Genomic DNA, 15,799 nt, shown 5'->3' on the forward strand with positions numbered 1-15,799 from the left:
GCGGAAGCAGAATTCCGCGTCTCATTATAATCAAAAATTAACAGTGGGGGCAGAGGTGTTGTCCTCTTTCGCCCCGGCTGTTAATCGTTAGATGTTGTTTTCTACAGAAGGTTTATTCCAGTTCTTCGTCGGGCTCATAGCCTCCGAGTTCGCGAATCTTGTTCTTGAACATGGTGTATTGCTGAAACAAATCGTGAATAGGTTCTTCGCCTTGTGTGTAGTCGTGCATTGGGCTCTTCAGGAAGAAACTCATCCAGCGCTGTGTGCCTTTCAGTCCTGCACGCAGAGCGAGGTCGGAGCAAAGCACGAGGTCGAGTACGATAGGAGCAGCAAGAATAGAATCGCGGCAGAGGAAATCGACCTTAATCTGCATGCCATAGTCCTGTCCCATCCATCCGAAGATGTCGAGATTGTCCCATCCCTCCTTGGCATCGCCACGAGGCGGGTAGTAGTTGATGCGCACTTTGTGGAAGATGTCGCCGTAGAGTTCGGGCTGGTCTTCTTTCTTCAAGATGGTGTCGATAACGCCCAGTTTGCTAACTTCCTTTGTCTTGAAGTTTTCGGGGGCATCGAGCACTTCGCCGTCACGGTTGCCGAGGATGTTTGTGGAGAACCATCCGCTCAGACCGAGGCAACGCGTGCGCAACATAGGGCTCAGAACGGTCTTCATCAGTGTTTGTCCTGTCTTGAAGTCTTTTCCTGCAATGGGCAGGCCTTTCTTGTCGGCGAGTTCCCAGATGGCAGGTATGTCAACGCAGATGTTCGGTGCGCCCATCACGAATGGTGCGCCTTCTTGCAATGCTGCGTATGCATAGAGCATCGATGGAGCAATGTTGGCTTTGTCGTTGGTTTTGATGGCATTCTCGAAGTCTTCCAGTTTACTGTGAACTGCAGGGTTGTAGTCTATGAACTTCTCTGTGGATGCCGCCCAGATTACTACGACGCGGTCGCAGCCATGTTCGCTCTTGAACTTGCGGATATCTTCACGCAACTGCTCAACCAATGCTGCTCTGTCGCCATCCTTGATGTTACCGCCCTGACCTGCCAGGCGCGAAACATATTCAGGGTCGAATGCAGCCTTCATGGGTTTGATGCTTTCAAGTTCATCGCGTACTGGATCGATGTCCTTCTGCAATAAAACCTTTGCATTCATCGCGCTTTCGTACGCATTCATCGGGAAAATGTCCCATGAGCCGAACTCGATGTCCTTGCAGTCTGTCAGTGGTACTATCTCACTCACTTTGAGGTATTTGCGATCTTTTCCGCGTCCAACGCGAATTTTTGCCATCTGGGTAACAGACCCTCCGGGAAGACCTAAGCCTTTGCGGTACATCAGTGTACCAGCCATAAAGGTGGTAGTTACGGCACCAAGACCTACAACCAAAACACCCAATTTGCCATTTGCTGTTTCCATTATTATTTTTTGATCCTATTGATTGATTCTTTCTTCCTAATTCCTATTTCTTGATACATCATCTTAGGCAGAGATGCTACAGAAAAGAAAGCCTTTTCCCTATATAAATGCTCTATTAAGCGACAGGAGTTCTTAGTGTAGCGTGCAAATTTATACAATTTAAAAGAAACTGAAAACTTTTTTGGATTTTAAAAATATATTGCCGTTTTTTATGTTCAGAGTTCGCCTTTGAGATACCACTTATAAAGCAAACTAACTCCTTCCTGCAGTTCTATCTTGTGGTGCCAGCCCAATTGGTGCAGTTTGCTCACGTCGGTAAGTTTTCGGGGTGTGCCGTCTGGTTTTGAAGCGTCCCACCGCAGTTCACCTTTGTAGCCAATGGTATCTACTACAAATTCAGCAACCTGCCGGATGGTGTGCTCCCGTCCCGTGCCAACGTTGATGTGGCAATTCCGTACCTCTGTGTCGTCGGGCGCGTAAGTGTCGGCAAAGTCAACGTTGAGTAGCACGTGCACGCTGGCATCTGCCATCTCCTCGCTCCAGAGGAACTCGCGCAGGGGTGTGCCTGTTCCCCAGAGCATTACTGTTTCGCGCTCTATGCCGTACTTCTTCAGCACTGTTTCTATATCGCTCATTGCGGCTTGTCCGTCGATACCTTCCACGGGTCGCAGCATGAGGTCGCGGCGCAGGGCTGTTTCGTTGCCTTCGAGGAGGAGATGGGAGAGGTGCACCTTACGCAGCATAGCGGGGAGCACATGGCTCCGCTCGAGGTGAAAATTGTCGCGAGGTCCATAGAGGTTGGTAGGCATCACGGCAATGTAGTTGCAGCCATATTGCAGCGAGAAACTCTCACAAAGTTTCAGTCCGGCAATCTTGGCAATAGCGTATGGTTCGTTAGTATATTCGAGTGGCGAAGTTAAGAGTGCGTCTTCGCTCATGGGTTGCCGCGCATTACGCGGATAGATGCAAGTGCTTCCGAGAAAGAGCAATTTCTGTACGTCGTGGCGGAAACTTTCTCCTATGACGTTCTGCTGTATCTGAAGATTCTGATAGATAAAGTCGGCGCGATAGCGGCTGTTCGCCATTATGCCGCCTACATGCGCTGCTGCGAGCACCACGGCATCGGGTCGCTCTGCATCGAAAAAGGCACGTACAGCCGCGCCATCCAGCAAATCGAGTTCGGCATGTGTCCTGCCAATGAGGTTCGTGAAACCGCGATCACTCAGATTTTTCCAAATGGCAGAACCCACCAACCCACGATGGCCAGCAACATATATTTTGGCATTCTTGTTGATCATAGTAGTTGCGTTAGAGTTCTTTTGGACGAAGATAGAGTTTGCGTGTAAAACGCAAATCGTGTTCCACCATGATGTGGACAAGTTCTGCAAGACTGGTCTTGTGTGGATTCCATCCAAGACGCGTTTTAGCCTTTGTTGGATCACCGAGCAATTGTTCTACTTCTGCCGGTCGGAAGTATTTTGGATCAACTTCTACAAGCACTTTTCCCGTTGCGGTGTCTATGCCTTTCTCCTGCAATCCTTCTCCTTCAAAACGCAACTCAATGCCTGCCTCTCGGAAAGCCAATTGGCAAAATTCGCGAACTGTGTGATACTCTCCTGTGGCAATGACATAGTCTTCAGGTACATCTTGCTGAAGCATGAGCCACATGCATTCCACATAATCGCGAGCATAGCCCCAATCGCGTAAGGCATTCAAATTGCCGAGATAAAGTCTGTCTTGAAAACCTTGTGCTATACGCGCTGCAGCAAGTGTTATCTTGCGCGTTACGAAGGTCTCACCACGTCGCTCGCTCTCATGGTTGAAAAGAATGCCGTTCACACAATACATGCCATAACTTTCGCGATAGTTCTTCACAATCCAGAAACCATATTGTTTAGCTACACCGTAGGGTGAACGTGGATAGAAAGGTGTGGTTTCGCTTTGAGGAACTTCCTGCACTTTTCCATAGAGTTCGCTCGTGCTGGCTTGGTAAATGCGGCACTTGTGTTCTAAACCACAAATGCGAACAGCCTCTAATAGTCGTAATACACCGAGTGCATCGGCATCAGCGGTGTATTCTGGCACATCGAAAGATACTTTAACATGGCTTTGGGCAGCGAGGTTGTAAATTTCTGTAGGTTCCACTTGGCGAATAATGCGTACAAGCGAAGAAGAATCGGTCATATCGCCCCAATGCAAGTTGATGAGGCGAGCTTTTTTCATGTCGCGCACCCATTCGTCAAGATAAAGGTGCTCTATTCGCCCTGTGTTGAACGATGAAGACCTACGCATAATGCCATGAACCTCATAACCTTTTTCAAGAAGAAATTCTGCAAGGAAAGATCCATCTTGCCCTGTAATACCTGTAATTAAAGCAACTTTTTTCATATACATATTTTTTATAATTTTTTATAAACCACGAATTACACGGATTTTTGTTCTCCATGTAATTCGTAGTTCTTTATTAGTGAAAAATGTGGTTCGTTATTCGTTCACGATTTCTTCTTCTCTGCTGATAACATTGCCGTCCTCATCGTATGTCGTGATGATACGCTTTACTGTAGTCACTGTTTCAGTGGTCTTTGCAGCAGATTCGTCAGGGTTGAATGATGCTCCATGGTCGAAACAGATTTTCCATTCGCCACTGTGGTCTTTGCGTAATGTATAGGTTTCTTCTCCAAATTCGCCGTTATGGTATTTTATAAGCACTTGCACAAGTGCGTTGTTATTTTTGACAGACTCGTCCTTGATGCTGAACGACTTGATGCGAGGTGCCGATTCGTATCTTCTTTGTAGTCTCTCATTGGCTTCTTTCTCCACCTTCGACTTCTTCATGCCGTAGTCGAGTTGGTCGTCGATATAGACATATTGTCCGAGATGCTTGAATTCGAAATTGACCAAATGGTTGTAGAATTCGTTGACCACGTAAGCAGGATTGCCTTTTACTATGGGTATGGGCTGTACTTCTATGTCTTGAAATGATGTGAGAGAAGCAAATGCCAAAATGGCGATGAACACTTTGAATAATTGTTTCATTGTCGATATTTTTTATGTTAGAATTTCTTGTTAAAAAAAGTTCTTATAAGACCACTTTCCATACACTGTCTTTCCTGATTAAGGTGTATTTGTCGCCGTGGATGGGTCCGATGCCATCAGTTTTAATGACAACTATGGCAGTGTCGCCGACGATGTTTTCTCCAGTGATTTTGTAACTGTTGATATGCACACCATTGATGTATGTATAAAGTAGGTCGGTTGCTTGTCGGTTTTCCTCTTCTTCAGAGAGTTTTACGTCTCTGCCATGATAGATTTTTGAGCGGTCAATTAGCGTGGCGGCCTTGTCGATGTCTCCTTTCTGTATGTAGTTGTAGAACTCGCTCATTGTTTCGGCAGGGCTTCCGGCTTGTATCTTAAACTCATCCTTTCGGAAAATCAGGAGGAGGATAAGTACTGTCAGCATAACGCACACTGCAGTTATCAGAATATTCTTCTGTTTGTTTGTCAGTTTGATGTTCTTGAGCGAGAAGGTGGGCATGACGTAAGGTAGTTAGTTATTCTTCACGGACTTTTCTGCCTCTTCAACGGGTTTCTCATCTGGGTAGGCGATGCGTGTATGATACATCTTTTTCAGGCTGTCGATAAGTGTGCGTTTGGCGAGTTCCAGTTCGATAAAACTGATGGGACAGCGCTTGAAGTAACCATTATCTATCTGTCGCTGTACAATCCTGTTCACCATATCGAAGATGCTCTTGGCTGTATAGTCCTTCAGACTGCGTGCTGTGGCTTCTACTGCGTCGCTCATCATCAGAATAGCCTGTTCTTTAGTAAGCGGGTTGGGACCAGGATATGTGAATGCTTCGATGTCGTCCTTGCCGTGGTTTTGCTTGTTACGCCATTGGTCGTAGAAGTATTTCGTATAACCTCTACCATGGTGTGTCAGGATGAAGTCGATAATTTCCTTCGGAAGGTTGTGCTCTTTGGCTATTCTGACGCCCTCCGCGACATGACTGATGATGATTTTTGCGCTTTCCTTCTCATCGGCGATGGCATCGTGTGGATTTACTCCCATCTGGTTCTCTGTGAAGAACGTTGGGTTCGCCATCTTGCCAATGTCGTGGTAGAAGGCTCCACACCGCACGAGTTGCACCTTTGCTCCAATCTTCTTGGCCACGTCGGTGGCAAGGTTTGCCACGTTCATTGAGTGGTTGAAGGTGCCTTGAGCGTTTTGAGAGAGTTGGCTCAAAATGTCGTTGTTGATGTTCATCAGTTCTATCAAGGTCATCTGAGAATTGAAGCCAAACACCCGTTCCAGTAAGTAGAGCAAGGGGTAGGAGCAGAGGATCATGATGCCACCACCCGTGATGTATTGGTAATGTGCGCCTTGCAATTCATGAATCTGTCGCCCTTGTGCGAGGTCGAACACCAATGAGAAAACCAGACTCACGATGGTGATATAGAGCGTTATCTTGAGCAATTCTGAGCGCTCCGTGAGTTCGGATACGGTAAAGATGGCAGTAAGACCCGCCACCACTTCGATGAGCACGAACTCGTATGGGTTGCTCAGTCCGAGCGATGAAATAAGTATCGTAGTGAGAAGAGCCATGAATGCCGTTCTTGCATCGAAGAATATGCACATGAAAATCGCTACCATAGCAAATGGCAGCAGATAGACGTTGAGCATCTGGAACAACAGGAGCAGATGTGTGATAAGCGGGAAGATGGTAACTAACGTGAAAATGAGCATGACACTCCGCTTGTTTCGCAAGATGTCGCGTCGGAAGATGTAGAGAAACACACCCAAGGCAAGCAAAAGCCCGAGGAAGAAGAGCGCCCGCCCTACGAGGAGTTCTGTCTGACCTTCTTTGCTCGACAGGTTCTTTTCGTTTATCATTCTCACGTATGAATCGATACGAACCTTTTTCTCTGCATCAATCACTTCTCCATAGTCGATAATTTTTTCGCCCTTCTTCACACTGCTTTTCGTTTCTCCCACTTCTGCCAGGCGGCTGTTGAGTTGGGAGGCACTCATCTCAGCATTCAGAATGATGTTGGGGGTGATGAGGACGGTGTTGTCGTGGTCGAATTCTGAAAAAATGGCATTGAGAATTTCACGTTTAAAGTGTGCAGAATCGCGGTTCATGACATACTCGTATGCCGTTTGCGGTGTGAAAAGGGAGTCGATGTCATAAAGGTTGCTCTCTTTGTCCAGCGCAACGTTAATTTCCGTCTGTCCCTTGCTTTTGGCTTCGTTCAGTTCGTTGGCAGAGACTATACCCCTTTCGTACGCAGTCTTGATGCCTTCCTTGATATAGTTGATATACGCGGGAGGGAATTGTGCGAATTGGTCATCTTTCGCTTTTGAAGAAACAATGGCAAGCGAAGAGTCAACTTGCGATACATTTATTTTGAAGTATGGCTTGAAGTGTTTCCTGATGCTGTCCTTTTGTGCCTTTATCTCTGCTTCCGACTTGTAGAGCGGGAAAGCCTCGTCAGCAATCAAGGCTTTCCTTCCCCACACCTCGCCGTCTGAATAGGACGACAGGCTCACGCTGTTGGGCGGGGGAAGTGTGAGTGTGAGCAGGATGACCGATACAATCACCGTAGTGATGATGGTGAGGTATTGGATGCTGTTGTCGAATATGGATTTTTCTGGATCCTTTGCCATTTTTGTTTTCGTTGTACCGCAAAATTAGCATTTTACTGACAATCTCGTAAGAAAAAGTCAAGAAAAAAGCGAGGTGCCTCAGTGGTTCTGGCGCGGTGTTTCGTATTTCTTCCGTTGAAGTTACCAACCCACCAAATACTCTGCCCTTGCGTCGCCGTCGTCTATGCGTCGATATATTTTGAATGCGATGGTGAGGAAGATGGGTGCAGAGATGAGGCCGCAGATGGAGTCGATGAGATAGTGTGCACTGATGTACACCGTAGCGCCACAAAGCAGGATATACAGTGGCAGGAATATCCAGAACGTACCCTTTCTGAGGCGGTAAGTGAGCAGCATGACGATGGTGCTCATACCCACGTGGCTCGAGGGGAAGGCGGCAGTGGGTCTCTCTCCGCTTTCCTGAGTGAGTGAGACGAGGCTTTTGAAGAACCCGTCTGTGGCAGAAGCAGAGGGTGGAAGTTGTATGTGGGTTCGGAAATAATCGTGGAGTTCGGGATATTGCCCGGAAACCATAGCATCGTGCCCGATGGTGGGGAAATAGTAATAAGGTCCTGCCACAGGCAGGAAAATGTAAATGGTGTAATAAAAGAAGAAACAGATGAGTATGACGGACACCGTCTGACCCAAGTATTTGCGCTTGCCGAAAAGTGTCAGCAGGACACAGATGAAAATCATTGGAAAATAAGCGAAATAACCTGCATTGAACAGTTCACTCCATATTTTACCGGGAAGCACCTCGCTGAACACCATGGACGGCTGGCAGCCAAACAATTCAAGGTCGATGCCGGCGAAGATGTGGTCCAGATTGGGGAATTGGCGGCAGAACTCATACGTTTCAGGATACCAATATGGCAACAAGAACAAGAGTGCTACCTGGCGTATGAAGTAGGTCGTTTTTGTGGGTCGGAACTGGTAGATGCCATATATCGCAGCAATTAGCAGTATGACGCACCCACGTATGCCAAGCATTGTGAGCGGTGAATTCATGCCCGTCCAGAAGATACCAATCAGAATAGTGGTAAAAAGGATATAGCCTAATGTAACTTTTTCTATACCTAAAAGACCTGTGGGTCGATGTTCCATACGTAGATAGTAGTGTTTTTTAATTACCTGAATACTGTTTCTATAACCATCCTGCTTTCTTATACCATGCCACACTCTCTTTCACACCTTCCTCAAGTTTGTATTTGGGGACATAGCCAAGCAACTCCTGAGCAGGCTGGATGTCGCACTGCCAGTTGCGTTGCCGCAGGATGTGGTATTTGTCCATATTGAGCGTGGTGGTTTTTCCTCGCCATTTAGCCAGTGTGCCCGAAATTTTGCAAACTCCGTGGAGCAGCCACAAGGGAGCCTTTATATGAAGAACACAGCGCACTCCCATCTCGGCTTGGAGTAGATTGCTAAAGGCACGACTATCGTACACTTCGCCGTCGGTCAGGAAATAAGCCCGTCGGGAGGGCCCATTGCTAAGCGCAAGGCAAGCGGCATCCACGAGGTCGCGTACAAAGATGAACGTGATTTCCTGTGGTTTGAAGCCAACGGAAAAGTCGATGTGCTGCCTGATGCTTTTCGCCATCAAGAAGTAGTCCTTTTCGCGAGGACCATAAACCCCCGTGGGACGAAGGATGACATAATCCAGATCCTTTATGGCTTCAAGGGCGGCTTCAGCGCGTAGTTTGCTCTGACCATACGCACTGTTGGGCATGGGAGTATCGCTTTCCGTTATCTTGGCATAATGAAACTTTCCGTTGCCTGTGGGTTCTTGACGTACAGGTCCGAACACACTCAGCGAACTGAAATAGATGAAACGACCCTTGATGGTTTGTGTCTCAATGAGTGCTTCAGCAAAATGACGGGTGCCATCCGTGTTGATAGTGAAGAAATCAGCAGCGTTTTTACATTTTGTGGCTCCTGCGGCATGAATGACATGGTGCCAAGGACCATGGCTTTTCAGTTGATCAGAGAGCGTGCCTTTGTCAGAGAAATCTAACTCGAGAAACTTGATACGTGAATCTTGTAAGTATTCACGACTGCTTGATTGCCGAACACCAGCCCACACTTCTGCCCCGAGTTCCAGTAGCCGCTCCACAATGAAACTGCCGATAAAGCCCGAAGCACCAGTGACCAGTATCTTTTCGCCCTTGAAATTCACGGCTGCAAAGGTAGCGAAAAAATAGCGAAACAATAAGATTGGCTGCTGACCAAATCGGTTTGATGGCAGATTTGGGTTTAAAAGCCTGTCATTCCGACTGTTTGTTGTTGTCTTTCTATAAGTTTTTGATGTATAAATTTGTATAAAAGAAAAAAAAGAAAGAACTTTGCAGATGGAATAGAAAAACTTCTTCAGAACTTCTGTAAAATAAGAGGCACAAGATGGTAGAAAAGTTTTTTGGTATCAACTACGAATTTGACTTCGATGCAGCCATAGCCAGCATCGATGAGAAGTTGCGTGTTGGAGAAACAGGCTACATCTGTGTATCGGACGGCGTCATACTCAACACCTACCATCGGAACGAAGGATACAGAAATGTTGTGGACAATGCCATGTTCTCCATTTGCGACAGCAGTTATGTGCCAATATATATAAGGAGGATATATGGGTTGGAGCGGAAGCAATGCAGTGGAACGAAATTCATGGAACTCATCGTTTCCCAAAGAAAATATACCATGGCATTCGTCGGAGGCGATAAGACTATCCTTGAGTCGCTCAAGGAGAACCTCATGAAGATGAACCCAGATGTGGAGAATATGCTTTTCTACGAACTGCCTTTCTGCAAGGTGGCAGACTTCGATTATGAAGGCATAGCAGCAGAAATCAATGAAGCAGCCCCTGATATTGTGTTTGTCTCTCTTGGTGCACCGAAGCAGGAATTCTTTATGTCGTTTCTTGACCCCCACCTCAAGCGTGGCGTAAGCATAGCAGTAGGGGCGGCATTCAAGTTTCATAGCGGCAAAGGAGAGAAACGTGCTCCGAAGTGGATGCTTAAATGCCATCTTGAATTCCTCCACCGCATATTCGAAGACCCCAAGAAGCAAATACCACGTTGTTTCTGGATTCTTCGCACAACGCCCGGGATACTTTGGCGCGAATGGCGAAAAGTGAGAAAAGAGCGCCGGCAAACCAAGAATAAAGAGGAGTAAGCATTATTTCGCTAATAGTTTTGTCCCGAAAAGAATACAGTATAAAAATTCTATTTTGCTGAATTTAAGAAGGTTGACAAAATCGTAAAAAATATATTTAAAATTTTTTCAAAAAATCTTTGGTGGGAATAAAAAGTGTTTGTACTTTTGCACCCGCTAATGACAAATCGGGCATATCCCGTCTGTGTCTTGAGCATAGTTCTTTGAAATTTTTCCATTACTGAAAAGAGAAGTACAAGAGAGATTCTTGCTTATTGTTCATATTATTTTGTACATGAGCGAGAAAGGGTAAAAAAATTTTTTTTTACATCTCCGTCAATTGAAGTATTCGATACTCCATTTGATCCACGACTTTATAATTAGTCACCGAGCCAAGGAAACAATTTATTATATTTTTTACAATGAAGAGTTTGATCCTGGCTCAGGATGAACGCTAGCTACAGGCTTAACACATGCAAGTCGAGGGGCAGCATGCAGGAAGCTTGCTTTCTGTGATGGCGACCGGCGCACGGGTGCGTAACGCGTATCCAATCTACCCTGCACACGGGAATAGCCCTGCGAAAGTAGGATTAATGCCCGATGTTCTTTTTTTGTTGCATGACAGAGAAAGCAAAGATTTATCGGTACAGGATGAGGATGCGTCCCATTAGGCAGTAGGCGGGGTAACGGCCCACCTAACCTACGATGGGTAGGGGTTCTGAGAGGAAGGTCCCCCACATTGGAACTGAGACACGGTCCAAACTCCTACGGGAGGCAGCAGTGAGGAATATTGGTCAATGGTCGCAAGACTGAACCAGCCAAGTAGCGTGCAGGATGACGGCCTTACAGGTTGTAAACTGCTTTTATGCGAGGGTAAAGTGTGCCACGTGTGGCATATTGCAAGTATCGCATGAATAAGGACCGGCTAATTCCGTGCCAGCAGCCGCGGTAATACGGAAGGTCCGGGCGTTATCCGGATTTATTGGGTTTAAAGGGAGCGTAGGCGGTAGGATAAGTCAGCTGTGAAATTGCGTCGCTCAACGTCGCGACTGCAGTTGAAACTGTTTTACTTGAGTGCGCACAGCGGCGCTGGAATTCGTGGTGTAGCGGTGAAATGCTTAGATATCACGAAGAACTCCGATCGCGAAGGCAGGTGCCGGGGGCGCAACTGACGCTGAGGCTCGAAAGTGTGGGTATCAAACAGGATTAGATACCCTGGTAGTCCACACAGTAAACGATGGATACTCGCGGTATGCGATATACGGTATGCCGCTGAGCGAAAGTATTAAGTATCCCACCTGGGGAGTACGCCGGCAACGGTGAAACTCAAAGGAATTGACGGGGGCCCGCACAAGCGGAGGAACATGTGGTTTAATTCGATGATACGCGAGGAACCTTACCCGGGCTTGAACTGTGGTGGCCGTTGGGCAGAGACGCCTGATTTCCTTCGGGACCGCCATAGAGGTGCTGCATGGTTGTCGTCAGCTCGTGCCGTGAGGTGTCGGCTTAAGTGCCATAACGAGCGCAACCCTTTTCTGCGTTTGCCATCAGGTTATGCTGGGCACTCCGCAGATACTGCCATCGCAAGATGTGAGGAAGGTGGGGATGACGTCAAATCAGCACGGCCCTTACGTCCGGGGCTACACACGTGTTACAATGGAGGTTACAGAGGGCTGCTACCTGGTGACAGGACGCTAATCCGTTAAAATCCTCCTCAGTTCGGACTGGAGTCTGCAACCCGACTCCACGAAGCTGGATTCGCTAGTAATCGCGCATCAGCCATGGCGCGGTGAATACGTTCCCGGGCCTTGTACACACCGCCCGTCAAGCCATGAAAGCTGGGGGTGCCTGAAAGCTGTGACCGCAAGGATCGGCCTAGGGTAAAACTGGTGATTGGGGCTAAGTCGTAACAAGGTAGCCGTACCGGAAGGTGCGGCTGGAACACCTCCTTTCTGGAGGCTTTGGTGATATAGTTGATATAGTTATTTTTTTAGGAGATGTTTTTTCCCATCTTTCCTGTGCTGTCTCTTTCGGTAATTGGATTTATTGGATATAACGGCGGGAATAAATGATGCTGAGCGTTGATGTTGCTAAACATTATATTTATGTGAGGCAATCCGCTGAAAGCGGGGGATTAGCTCAGTTGGCTAGAGCGCTTGCATGGCATGCAAGAGGTCATCGGTTCGACCCCGATATTCTCCACACCCGGACTTAAATCCACTTTATTGCTGTGGTAGTCCGAAGCGATCCATGACATGTTGTACAAACCGTAAACAATCGTAAGAAAACAATTTCATTAAGGTGATCTGAAAAGAAGTACAGCTTTTAGTATATGCGTCTTGCGTTTTACGGAATGTTTTTTTTCATTTCCGTATGATGTGATATAGACAAGTAAGTACGAAAGGGCGTACGGTGGATGCCTAGGCTCTTACAGGCGATGAAGGACGTGACAAGCTGCGATAAGCCGCGGTTAGGCGCAAATAGCCTTTGACCCGCGGATTTCCGAATGGGACAACCCGGCAGTATGAAGTACTGTCATCCCTTTTTTGGGAGGCGAACCCGGCGAACTGAAACATCTTAGTAGCCGGAGGAAGAGAAAACAAAAGTGATTCCCCAAGTAGTGGCGAGCGAACGGGGATTAGCCCAAACCACGGGGGTTCCGGCCCTTGTGGGGTTGTAGGACAGCGTTATTGTACATCAGATGGCGAGCGGAACGTATTGGAAAGTGCGTCCGTAGAGGGTGACAGGCCCGTACGCGAAGTTATCTGTGACATAGCTGTATCCTGAGTAGCGCGGGACACGAGAAATCCTGTGTGAATCCGGCGGGCCCATCCGCCAAGGCTAAATACTCGTAAGAGACCGATAGTGTACCAGTACCGTGAGGGAAAGGTGAAAAGCACCCCGTGTAGGGGAGTGAAATAGTTCCTGAAACCGTACGCCTACAAGCGGTCGGAGCCATATTTTTTATGGTGACGGCGTGCCTTTTGCATAATGAACCTACGAGTTGTCGTACGCGGCGAGGTTAAGCGCAATGATGCGCGCAGCCGAAGCGAAAGCGAGTCTTAAAAGGGCGGCTAGTCACGTGCGGCAGACGCGAAACCAAGTGATCTACCCTTGTCCAGGGTGAAGTCCCGGTAACACGGGATGGAGGCCCGCACCAATAAGCGTTGAAAAGCTTCTGGATGAGGTGAGGGTAGGAGTGAAAGGCCAATCAAACTTGGAGATAGCTCGTACTCCCCGAAATGCATTTAGGTGCAGCCCCGATTGTTTCCTGCATGAGGTAGAGCGACTGATCGGATGCGAGGGCTTCACCGCCTATCAAGTCCGGACAAACTCCGAATGCGTGCAGGTTAAGATTGGGAGTGAGGGCGCGGGTGCTAAGGTCCACGCCCGAGAGGAGAAGAATCCAGACCGCCGGCTAAGGCCCCGAAATAATGGTTAAGTTAGACTAACGAGGTGTGGTTCCGGTGACAGCTAGGATGTTGGCTTGGAAGCAGCCATTCATTCAAAGAGTGCGTAACAGCTCACTAGTCGAGGGACCGTGCATGGATAATAATCGGGTATTAAACCATTTGCCGAAGCCGCGGGATGCATATTTATTGTGTATCGGTAGGGGAGCATTCCCTTCTGCCTTGAAGGCGCATGGTGATGTGCGCTGGAGCGTTGGGAAAAGCAAATGTAGGTATAAGTAACGATAAGGAGGGTGAGATGCCCTCCCGCCGAAAGACCAAGGTTTCCCGGGCAACGCTAATCGTCCCGGGGTTAGTCGGGTCCTAAGGATAAGCCGAATGGCGAGGCCGATGGCAGAAACGGTTAATATTCCGTTACTGCCGCAACGGGCGATGTGGAGACGGAGAAGTGACACTCCCGCGCGCTGACGGAATAGCGCGTTTAAGGATGTAGGTGTTGATGGGGGCAGGCAAATCCACCCCCTGAGCTGAACTCTGAAAGTACGCAAGGCCTTCGGGCTGCGCGAGTGGAGGTAATCATGCTTCCTAGAAAATCCGCTAAGCTTAACCGTTGCGGCACCCGTACCGTAAACGGACACACGTGGTCGGGTAGAATATACTAAGGCGCTTGGAAGATTCACGGTTAAGGAACTAGGCAAATTGACCCTGTAACTTCGGGAAAAAGGGTCCTCACATTTTAGTGAGGCGCAGAGAATAGGTCCAGGCAACTGTTTACCAAAAACACAGGGCTGTGCAAATTACAGAGAAGACGTATACAGCCTGACACCTGCCCGGTGCTGGAAGGTTAAGAGGAGAGGTCATCCTTCGGGTGCAGCCTTGAATTGAAGCCCCAGTAAACGGCGGCCGTAACTATAACGGTCCTAAGGTAGCGAAATTCCTTGTCGGGTAAGTTCCGACCTGCACGAATGGTGTAATGATCCGGACACTGTCTCAACCGTGATTCCAGTGAAATTGTAGTATCGGTGAAGATGCCGATTACCCGCGATGGGACGAAAAGACCCCGTGAACCTTTACTACAGCTTAACGTTGTGACCGGGCCGTGGATGTGTAGGATAGGCCGGAGGCTATGAAGTAGGTACGCCAGTATTTATGGAGCCGCCGTTGAAATACGGCCCTTCCGCTGTTTGGTTTCTAACGCGCTTGTTGCGCGGACAGCGTTTGGTGGGTAGTTTGACTGGGGTGGTCGCCTCCAAAAGCGTAACGGAGGCTTCTAAAGGTGCCCTCAGGCCGATTGGTAACCGGCCGCAGAGTGTAATGGCATAAGGGCGCTTGACTGGGAGGCCGACAGGCCGCACAGGTAGGAAACTAGAGCATAGTGATCCGGTGGTTCCGTATGGAAGGGCCATCGCTCAAAGGATAAAAGGTACTCCGGGGATAACAGGCTGATCCCTCCCAAGAGCTCATATCGACGGAGTGGTTTGGCACCTCGATGTCGGCTCGTCACATCCTGGGGCTGGAGAAGGTCCCAAGGGTTGGGCTGTTCGCCCATTAAAGTGGCACGCGAGCTGGGTTCAGAACGTCGTGAGACAGTTCGGTCTCTATCTATCGTGGGCGCAGGAAATTTGCGGGGCTCTGACACTAGTACGAGAGGACCGTGTCGGACTGACCTCTGGTCTGCCGGTTGTGCCGCCAGGTGCACTGCCGGGTAGCCATGTCGGGATCGGATAAGCGCTGAAAGCATCTAAGTGCGAAGCCGGCCCCAAGATTAGATTTCCTTATGAGGGTCGTCATAGACGATGACGTTGATAGGCTGCAGGTGTAAAGTCGGCGACGGCAAAGCCGAGCAGTACTAATTGCCCGAAACTTACTGTTTATTATGGCGCAGATACTAAGCGCTGTATGATACATGAAGATTGGTCTGAGAATTGTTTTTTATCAGATTGTTTTCGGTTTTCACATGTCACTGTTATTTACGGTGGTTATAGCGCCGGGGTTCCACCTCTTCCCATTCCGAACAGAGCAGTTAAGCCCGGTCGCGCCGATGATACTGCATAACTGCGGGAAAGTAGGTCGCCGCCATTTTATTCTGGTCCGCCAAGTGCGGACCTTTTTTGTGCCTAATGACAAAGTCTTGACTATCCAGACAAATGTATATTAATAAACAAAGGAGTGCTTATACTCCATTAAAAA

The 15,799-nt window shown here is 48.2% G+C and carries 9 protein-coding genes, 1 tRNA gene and 3 rRNA genes; 5 read left to right on the forward strand and 8 right to left on the reverse strand.

Going from position 1 to position 15,799, the window contains the following annotated elements; all coding sequences use genetic code 11:
• Window positions 1-112 precede the first annotated feature (112 nt).
• The 8 genes from C7Y71_RS07345 to C7Y71_RS07380 form a co-directional block, all read right to left on the reverse strand.
• The gene (locus C7Y71_RS07345) at window positions 113-1,414 is read right to left on the reverse strand and encodes an inositol-3-phosphate synthase (RefSeq protein WP_111898250.1); all 1,302 of its coding nucleotides are present in this window, start codon (window positions 1,412-1,414) and stop codon (window positions 113-115) included.
• 215 nt (window positions 1,415-1,629) lie between these two features.
• A complete protein-coding gene (locus C7Y71_RS07350; protein WP_111898249.1) occupies window positions 1,630-2,712 on the reverse strand; it encodes a GDP-L-fucose synthase family protein in 1,083 nt (360 codons plus the stop codon).
• 10 nt (window positions 2,713-2,722) lie between these two features.
• On the reverse strand, window positions 2,723-3,802 hold the full coding sequence (gene gmd / locus C7Y71_RS07355; protein WP_111898390.1) for a GDP-mannose 4,6-dehydratase: 1,080 nt from the start codon (window positions 3,800-3,802) through the stop codon (window positions 2,723-2,725).
• A 96-nt stretch (window positions 3,803-3,898) separates the two neighbouring features.
• Entirely contained in the window at window positions 3,899-4,450 is a 552-nt protein-coding gene (locus tag C7Y71_RS07360) for a DUF4878 domain-containing protein (protein WP_111898248.1), read from the reverse strand.
• 43 nt (window positions 4,451-4,493) lie between these two features.
• Window positions 4,494-4,949, reverse strand: a complete 456-nt coding sequence (locus tag C7Y71_RS07365; RefSeq protein WP_111898247.1) for a DUF4878 domain-containing protein — start codon at window positions 4,947-4,949, stop codon at window positions 4,494-4,496.
• Window positions 4,950-4,961: 12 nt separating this feature from the next.
• Entirely contained in the window at window positions 4,962-7,079 is a 2,118-nt protein-coding gene (locus tag C7Y71_RS07370) for an HD family phosphohydrolase (RefSeq protein WP_111898246.1), read from the reverse strand.
• Window positions 7,080-7,199: 120 nt separating this feature from the next.
• Window positions 7,200-8,162 (reverse strand): phosphatase PAP2 family protein, encoded by a 963-nt coding sequence (locus C7Y71_RS07375; RefSeq protein WP_111898245.1) that lies wholly within the window; start codon window positions 8,160-8,162, stop codon window positions 7,200-7,202.
• Window positions 8,163-8,202: 40 nt separating this feature from the next.
• Complete coding sequence (locus C7Y71_RS07380) at window positions 8,203-9,264, reverse strand: NAD-dependent epimerase/dehydratase family protein (RefSeq protein ID WP_226943414.1); 1,062 nt, start codon at window positions 9,262-9,264, stop codon at window positions 8,203-8,205.
• 188 nt (window positions 9,265-9,452) lie between these two features.
• Here C7Y71_RS07380 and C7Y71_RS07385 point away from each other — a divergent pair, with 188 nt between their 5' ends.
• From C7Y71_RS07385 to rrf, 5 genes are all read left to right on the forward strand, one after another.
• On the forward strand, window positions 9,453-10,220 hold the full coding sequence (locus C7Y71_RS07385; protein ID WP_111898244.1) for a WecB/TagA/CpsF family glycosyltransferase: 768 nt from the start codon (window positions 9,453-9,455) through the stop codon (window positions 10,218-10,220).
• A 398-nt stretch (window positions 10,221-10,618) separates the two neighbouring features.
• A 16S ribosomal RNA gene (locus tag C7Y71_RS07390) occupies window positions 10,619-12,151 on the forward strand.
• A 176-nt stretch (window positions 12,152-12,327) separates the two neighbouring features.
• Window positions 12,328-12,401: transfer RNA gene (locus C7Y71_RS07395), tRNA-Ala, on the forward strand.
• 187 nt (window positions 12,402-12,588) lie between these two features.
• Window positions 12,589-15,481 (forward strand): 23S ribosomal RNA (locus C7Y71_RS07400).
• A gap of 99 nt (window positions 15,482-15,580) precedes the next feature.
• Window positions 15,581-15,691, forward strand: a 5S ribosomal RNA gene (gene rrf, locus C7Y71_RS07405).
• The 16S, 23S and 5S rRNA genes sit together here with 1 tRNA gene alongside, the layout of an rRNA operon.
• Window positions 15,692-15,799 lie beyond the last annotated feature (108 nt).

Source organism: Pseudoprevotella muciniphila (genome assembly GCF_003265305.2).
In the GTDB taxonomy this organism is placed as follows: Bacteria; Bacteroidota; Bacteroidia; order Bacteroidales; family Bacteroidaceae; genus Alloprevotella; species Alloprevotella muciniphila.

Bases quoted from the DNA above. Each gene is read 5' to 3' on its own strand.
- C7Y71_RS07350 (WP_111898249.1), bottom strand. From the start codon at position 2,712: ATGATCAACAAGAATGCCAAAATATATGTTGCTGGCCATCGTGGGTTG.
- C7Y71_RS07370 (WP_111898246.1), bottom strand. From the start codon at position 7,079: ATGGCAAAGGATCCAGAAAAATCCATATTCGACAACAGCATCCAATAC.
- gmd (WP_111898390.1), bottom strand. From the start codon at position 3,802: ATGAAAAAAGTTGCTTTAATTACAGGTATTACAGGGCAAGATGGATCT.
- C7Y71_RS07360 (WP_111898248.1), bottom strand. From the start codon at position 4,450: ATGAAACAATTATTCAAAGTGTTCATCGCCATTTTGGCATTTGCTTCT.
- C7Y71_RS07375 (WP_111898245.1), bottom strand. From the start codon at position 8,162: ATGGAACATCGACCCACAGGTCTTTTAGGTATAGAAAAAGTTACATTA.
- C7Y71_RS07385 (WP_111898244.1), top strand. From the start codon at position 9,453: ATGGTAGAAAAGTTTTTTGGTATCAACTACGAATTTGACTTCGATGCA.
- C7Y71_RS07345 (WP_111898250.1), bottom strand. From the start codon at position 1,414: ATGGAAACAGCAAATGGCAAATTGGGTGTTTTGGTTGTAGGTCTTGGT.
- C7Y71_RS07365 (WP_111898247.1), bottom strand. From the start codon at position 4,949: ATGCCCACCTTCTCGCTCAAGAACATCAAACTGACAAACAAACAGAAG.